This window comes from Pseudomonas sp. NBRC 111124 (genome assembly GCF_001320245.1).
Taxonomy (GTDB): Bacteria; Pseudomonadota; Gammaproteobacteria; order Pseudomonadales; family Pseudomonadaceae; genus Aquipseudomonas.
Genome location: NZ_BCBA01000022.1, coordinates 1 through 6,737, shown reverse-complemented (window position 1 = coordinate 6,737; position 6,737 = coordinate 1). Strand labels below are relative to the sequence as shown.

Sequence of the window (6,737 nt, the reverse complement as noted above, 5' to 3'; positions counted from 1 at the left end):
GCGGGCGGCGCTCGATCTCACAGGCGCTGAATCTCTTGCGGCAGGCACCTGTCAGCCCTCACCCGATCCCGACATCCCTGATCAGAACTGCCAGAAATAAAAAGCCACGAAAACCAGGAAAACCCGGCACAAACGGTCAATACTGGCCAATGGCTGTAAAGCTTCCATGAAGAAGCCTTTACCTACTGAACTTCCTTACGAAAACCCGCTCCTATGCCGGTAGCCATTGGTGATGGCCGCCTGATAAGCTCGCGGCTTTACCCTGATTGCCCTTATGGCGCATGAACAAGGAAATAGCATGAAACAGCATCGTCTGGCGGCTGCGGTTGCCCTGGTAGGCCTGGTACTGGCTGGCTGTGATCAACAAGCCAGCAGCCCCGAGCTGAAGACTCCGGCACAGAAAGCCTCCTACGGTATCGGCCTGAACATGGGCAAGAGCCTGGCTCAGGAAGGCATGGAAGACCTTGATTCGAAAGCGGTCGCCCTCGGCATCGAAGACGCCGTCGGCAAGAAAGAGCAACGCCTCAAGGACGAAGAGCTGGTAGAAGCCTTCACCGCGCTGCAGAAGCGCGCCGAAGAGCGCCTGGCCAAGGCCAGCGAAGAAGCCGCCGGCGCCGGCAAGAAATTCCTCGAAGAGAACGCCAAGAAGCCTGGCGTGGTGACCACCGCCTCGGGCCTGCAGTACGAAGTCGTGAAGAAAGCCGACGGCCCGCAGCCGAAGCCGACCGACGTGGTTACCGTTCACTACGAAGGCAAGCTGATCGATGGCAAGGTGTTCGACAGCTCGGTGGAGCGTGGCAGCCCGATCGACCTGCCTGTCAGCGGTGTAATTCCAGGCTGGGTCGAAGGCCTCCAGCTGATGCACGTTGGCGAGAAGTACAAGCTGTTCATCCCGGCTGAGCTGGCCTACGGCGCCCAGAGCCCGAGCCCGCTGATCCCGGCCAACTCGGTGCTGGTGTTCGACCTGGAACTGATCGCCATCAAAGACCCTGCCCAGCTGCAGGGCGGCGAAGCGCCGGAAGCCGAAGCCCCGGCCGAAGCACCTGCCGAAGCTCCTGCCAAGTAAGAGAGCGGCTGGTAACTGCACAACGCCCCGTCTAGACGGGGCGTTGTCGTTTGTGCGGGATCGTTCGGCGAACCTCATGCGGCTGGCACTGTCCGAACAAGGGCAGTGTGAAGAAGCCGGAAGCTTCTGACGCAAATCGTTTGCGGATCTGAAACGACTGTGTAAAAAACGCCCGATCTGACCGGGACCCTTGCCTTGTGGGCGCCCGCCGTCACAAACTTCGCCCTGTTCACAAGGTTATCCACAATAAATGTGGATAACCTTTCCCTGCTGGAGGCTCCATGAGCGCACCCTGGAATTTCGCCCGCTTCCTGCCGCTGGCTGAGCGTCTGCTTAGCCGTGGCCGGTTGCCGGCCTTGCTGTTCGCCGTGGCCCGCAAAGGCCCACGCATCGGCCAGTTGCGCGACGACGTCAAGCTGCTGCAGTCGCTGTGCCTGGCTTGGTGGCGTGGTGAATACCGGGCCATCAGCCCCAAGGCGCTGGTGACTATCGTCGCTGGCTTGCTGTACTTCGTCAGCCCCATCGACGCCATCCCCGACTGGATCCTGGGTGTCGGTTTTCTCGATGACATCGCCGTGCTCGGCTGGGTGCTGAAGACCGTGGCCGATGAACTGGCGCGCTTCAAAGCCTGGCGCGACAGCCAGGCGCCCGAGCGCCTGCGAGTGGTCGAACGCCTGCCCGACACCCCGGAAGCACTGCGCCTGGAGCGCAATACGCACTGAAATCGAGCAAGTCCCCACACACTCCCGCGCTTGGTAATATAATTGGCATAAGCGTTATGCCTACGGATTACATGCGGTAATCCTTACGTAAGGGGGTTGTAATGGGTATTCAGGTTATTAGCCGGGACGGTCAGCCCGAGTACGCCGTCGTGCCCTGGGAGCAGTATCAGGCGCTGCTCAAGGCCGCCGGGCAGGCACCCGCCGAGGTGGCTGAAGAAGCCGCGCACCAGAGCGCGCCGGCACCCAGCCTGCCAGCGTTCAGTGAAGTGGCGCAACTGCGCCAGGCCAAAGGCATCGCCCCTGAGCAGTTGGCGCGTAATGTCGGGGTCAGCCCGGCATACCTGGCCATGATCGAATCGGGCGAGCGCCAGCCGGATGCAGCGATCCGCCGTGCACTGGCCTGGCACCTAGGCGTGGCCGGTTGGAGCGAGCCGTCATGAGCCAGGTCAGGATCAGCCGACAGCATTGGCAAAACCTGCTGGACGAGCTTGACCTGGCCCGCCGTCAACGCCACTTGCTCACCTACCGTGCGCTGATCGAGCGCCTGCAGCTGCCCAGCCCGGCGATGCAGACACTGACTGCCGCGCTGGAGTACCTTGCGGTGCTCGATGCCCGTGCCGAGCAGCCATTGCGCAGCTCGCTGGTGATCAGCCAGGGCGCCAGCCGTTTGCCGCGCACCGGTTTTTTCGAATGCGTGGAGCGCCTGGGGCGCTTTTCGGGGCCGGTGGATGGCATGGAGGCGGCATCCTGGCATGCTTCCGAGGTAGTTCGGGTGTTTGAGTACAGTTATCCCGAGCATGCCTGAACAATTTGGAGGGGCTGCACCGGCCCTTTCGCGGGCGCGCCCGCTCCCACAGAATCTCCACTGCTACGAAATCTGCGAATTTCCTGTGGGAGCGGGCGTGCCCGCGAAGAGGTCAGTGCAAGCAATGCATCTCTGTGGATCGCGCCGCAGGGGTTGCCATTGGCATCCAGTACATGCAGTTCCTTAAGGTCACCATAGCGGCCAAACAAATCCATGACCTGGCCAAGCGTGGCATTGAGCCCTACCGTCGGCGGCTCGACCAGAGCCACAGGCAGCACCTGCGCAAATAGCTGCTGATTATCCCGCACCCCCACCTCCTTCGGCCGCCCCAGCAGGTATCCCTGCACCAGGTCCACGCCCATCTCGGTCAATACCGCCAGCTCTTGCGGCAATTCAATCCCTTCGGCAATCACCTGCGCTTTAGACGCCCGGGCAATTTGCAGAATGGAGCCGACGAACTCGCGCTTGAGCGGGTCGCGGTGGATGCCATCGATGAAGTGGCGGTCGATCTTCACGTATTCCGGGCGCAGCTCCGACCACAGGCGCAGGCTTGAGTAACCAGCACCCAGGTCGTCCAGGGCAATGGAAAAGCCCATGTCGCGGTAGTGATGCAAGGCATTGGACAGCAGCTGAAAATCGTCGGTAGGGGTCTGTTCGGTCAGTTCGATCACCACCCGGCTGGGGGCCAGCCCCACCTGTTCCAGCAGCTTGAGCGTGCGCCCGGAAGGGTAGTGGGGTTCAAGCAGCGACTCGGGCGAGATGTTGAGAAACAGCTTACCGTCGAGCCCCTGCTCGCTGAAGCGGCGGCAGGCGCTTTCCCGGCACGCGGCCTCCAGTTCCGTCAGGTGACCGGCCTCGCGGGCGATGGCGAACAGGTTCAACGGCGAGTGCAGCGGGCTGTTGGACGGGCCACGGCTCAAGGCTTCATGGCCGAAGACACGCCGTTCGCTGAGGCAGAGGATGGGCTGGAACAGGCTGTGAATGCTGCGCTGAGCCAGAATGGCGCTCAAGGCACTGAGCTGTTCGGCAACGGTCATGACAATATCCTGAAAAAGAAAGGGCCGGGCATTTGCATGCCCGGCCCGTCTATTTCACGACAGCGCAATGACTGTTTGATGACAGGTCACGTTAATCTGCCATCATCGGTCAGCTTACTTCTTGGCCATCTTGTTGCTTTCGCTGAGGTAGTCGATGAGGATGCGGCCAGTCTCGGCCAGGTAGGCGTCATCTTCCGGCTTGGTCTTGTCATCCTCGTCCGGCAAGGCGTCCTCGTCGACTTTCTTCAGTTCCTTGAGCGGCTCTTCGCCCTTGGCCTTGCGACGGATGTTCTCCATGGCCAGTTGCTTGGCTTCGACGTCATCGTGGCGGGCACGGCGTTCCTGCTCGTTGAGGCTGACGGTCTTCTCGTCCATCAGCTTCTGGGTCAGGGCCAGGCGGTCGCGGATGTAGGTGAACTCGGCGTCCTTGGCGCTGCGTGCGTCATGCTTGGTCTTGAGGTCGGCCAGGAACGGCTTGAACGGGTCGGACGCCGGCTTGACTACCGGGCGGATGGTGTCCCACGGCATGGCCTCTGGCAGGGCGCTTTCACCGATTTCCTTGGTGTCGATGATCGACGGGTAATCGATGTCCGGCAGCACGCCCTGGTGCTGGGTGCTCTGCCCGGAAACCCGGTAGAACTTGGCCAGGGTCAGCTTCAGTTCGCCATGGTTGAGGGGCTGGATGGTCTGCACGGTGCCTTTGCCGAAGGTCTGGCCACCGATGATCAGTGCACGGTGGTAGTCCTGCATGGCGCCGGCGAAGATCTCCGAAGCCGAGGCCGACAGGCGGTTGACCAGCAGCGCCATCGGGCCTTTGTAGAAGGCGCCCGGGTTTTCATCTTCGAGCACGTCGACACGGCCATCGCTGTTGCGTACCAGCACGGTCGGGCCTTTGTCGATGAACAGGCTGGTCAGCTCGGTGGCTTCCTGCAGGGAGCCGCCGCCGTTGTTGCGCAGGTCGATGACCACGCCGTCGACTTTTTCCTTTTGCAGCTCGGTGAGCAACTTTTTCACGTCGCGCGTGGTGCTCTTGTATTCAGGGTCGCCGGCGCGGTAAGCCTTGAAGTCCAGGTAGAAGGCCGGAATTTCGATGATGCCGAGCTTGTAGTCACGCCCGTCCTGCTTGAGCTTGAGCACCGACTTCTTCGCCGCCTGCTCTTCGAGTTTCACGGCTTCGCGGGTGATCGAGACGATTTTGCTGGTCTGGTCGCTGGGTGCATTGGTGGCCGGGATGACCTCCAGGCGCACCACCGAGCCTTTCGGGCCGCGAATCAGCTTGACCACTTCGTCCAGGCGCCAGCCGACCACGTCGACCATTTCCTTGTTGCCCTGAGCGACGCCGATGATCTTGTCGGCCGGTGCCACCTGCTTGGTCTTGGCGGCCGGGCCAGCCGGAACCAGGCGCACGATCTTGACCTGGTCGTTGTCGCTCTGCAGCACCGCGCCGATGCCTTCGAGCGACAGGCTCATGTTGATGTCGAAGTTTTCCGCGTTGTCCGGCGACAAGTAGTTGGTGTGCGGGTCGTAGGATTGGGCGAAGGTGTTGATATAGGCCTGGAAGATGTCCTCGGCACGGGTCTGGTCCAGGCGAGCCAGCTGGTTCTTGTAGCGCTTGGTCAGGGTTTCCTGGATCTGCTTTGGCTCTTTGCCGGCGATCTTCTGGCGCAGCACCTCGTCCTTGACGCGTTTGCGCCACAGCTCATCGAGTGCGGCCTGGTCCTTCTCCCACGGGGCATCCTTGCGGTCGATCAGCAAGGTTTCCTTGGTGGTGAAGTCCATCTTGTCGACGCCCTTGGCCAGTTCGCCCAGGGCGAAGTCCAGGCGCTGTTTGACGCGGTCGAGGTAGCGCTTGTAGATGGTGAAGCCGGGGTCGAGGTTGCCGCTTTTGAGGAAGTCGTCGAACTGCGTCTTCCACTTGTCGAATTCGGCGATGTCGGCCGCGGTGAAGTAGCTGCGTGCCGGGTCGAGCAGCTTGATGTAGCTGTCGTAGATGATCACCGAGCGGGCGTCATCGAGCGGCGGCTTGCTGTAGTGGTGACGCTTGAGCAGCTCTACCACGTTGAGGCTGGCGACGATTTCGTCGCGGTCCGGCTGCAGGCTGTCCCACTTGTTGGCGGCCGCCGCATTGCCGCCGAGCGTGAGGCTGCCCAGGCCAACCATGAGGGCCAGGGCGGTGCTTGGGAGGAAATGCTTCATGCTGATTCGACGTGGAGGCAATTGATCACGCATAGTAGGCCGTCTTTTCCGTTCGCCGGTTCCATCAGAGCCGGGCAAATACTGCAAAAAAGCCTGAGGAGCGGGCTCCTCAGGCTCAGTCTGTGAATCAACTATGGAGGCACTGTGAAGGCATTGCAAGGCGTTGACGGACATGTGGCCTGGGTCGAGGCCGAACGCCCGGCCTGTGACGCGGGCCAAGTGCGCATTCGCGTGGCTGCTGCGGGGCTGAACCGCGCCGATCTGCTGCAGATGAAGGGCCTGTATCCACCGCCGCCTGGCGCCAGCCCGTACATGGGCCTGGAGTGCGCCGGGGTGATCGAGGAGGTCGGCGCCGGCGCTGACTGGCGTGTGGGCGACCGCGTCTGCGCGCTCCTGGCCAGCGGTGCCATGGCTGAAGAAGTGGTGGTCGATGCCCGCCATGTATTACCGGTGCCAGAGGGCCTGAGCCTGCATGAAGCCGCAGCGCTGCCGGAGGTGTATGCCACGGCGTGGTTGAACATCTTCCAGCTTGGCAAGGTGAAGGCTGGAGAGAAAGTGCTGGTGCATGCTGGGGCCAGTGGTGTGGGTTCGGCGGCGATACAGCTGTGCAAGGCCTTTGGCAGCCCGGTATGGGTCAGCGTCGGCTCCCAGGACCGCCTGGACTACTGTAAAGCGCTCGGCGCTACGGGTGGCGTGGTGCGTAACGAGAACCTCGAAGCGCTGGAAGGCTTCGGGCCATTCGACGTGATCCTGGACCCGGTGGGTGCCGGTTACGGCGAGCTCAACCTGAAACTGCTGGCCCGCGACGGGCGTTGGGTGATCATTGGCCTGATGGGCGGCCGCAAGTTCGAGGTGGACTTGGCCCAGGTGCTGGGCAAGCGCCTGGAAATCACTGGTTCGACCCTGCGCAA

At 62.0% G+C, this 6,737-nt stretch carries 7 protein-coding genes; 5 read left to right on the top strand and 2 right to left on the bottom strand.

The genetic code is table 11. The features are described from left to right. Nucleotides 1-298 precede the first annotated feature (298 nt). From APH28_RS10400 to APH28_RS10385, 4 genes are all read left to right on the top strand, one after another. Complete coding sequence (locus APH28_RS10400; protein ID WP_060509072.1) at nucleotides 299-1,066, top strand: FKBP-type peptidyl-prolyl cis-trans isomerase; 768 nt, start codon at nucleotides 299-301, stop codon at nucleotides 1,064-1,066. 281 nt (nucleotides 1,067-1,347) lie between these two features. Further along, a complete protein-coding gene (locus APH28_RS10395) occupies nucleotides 1,348-1,788 on the top strand; it encodes a YkvA family protein (protein WP_054886433.1) in 441 nt (146 codons plus the stop codon). Nucleotides 1,789-1,889: 101 nt separating this feature from the next. Continuing rightward, nucleotides 1,890-2,228 (top strand): helix-turn-helix transcriptional regulator, encoded by a 339-nt coding sequence (locus APH28_RS10390; protein WP_060509070.1) that lies wholly within the window; start codon nucleotides 1,890-1,892, stop codon nucleotides 2,226-2,228. Next, nucleotides 2,225-2,593: a hypothetical protein gene (locus APH28_RS10385; protein ID WP_060509068.1), complete on the top strand. Its 369-nt coding sequence runs from the start codon at nucleotides 2,225-2,227 to the stop codon at nucleotides 2,591-2,593. The genes APH28_RS10390 and APH28_RS10385 overlap by 4 nt, the downstream gene beginning before the upstream one ends. On the opposite strand, the gene APH28_RS10380 is transcribed toward APH28_RS10385, so the two are convergent. Next, nucleotides 2,575-3,630, bottom strand: coding sequence for an EAL domain-containing protein (locus tag APH28_RS10380; RefSeq protein WP_060509065.1), 1,056 nt, complete (start codon nucleotides 3,628-3,630; stop codon nucleotides 2,575-2,577). The two genes, APH28_RS10385 and APH28_RS10380, sit on opposite strands and share 19 nt — an antisense overlap. Before the next feature lie 114 nt (nucleotides 3,631-3,744). Then, nucleotides 3,745-5,826, bottom strand: coding sequence for a carboxy terminal-processing peptidase (locus APH28_RS10375; protein WP_177334255.1), 2,082 nt, complete (start codon nucleotides 5,824-5,826; stop codon nucleotides 3,745-3,747). Nucleotides 5,827-5,970: 144 nt separating this feature from the next. Here APH28_RS10375 and APH28_RS10370 point away from each other — a divergent pair. Further along, nucleotides 5,971-6,737, top strand: a 767-nt coding sequence (locus APH28_RS10370) for an NAD(P)H-quinone oxidoreductase (RefSeq protein ID WP_060509061.1), incomplete at its 3' end; no start/stop codon positions are given.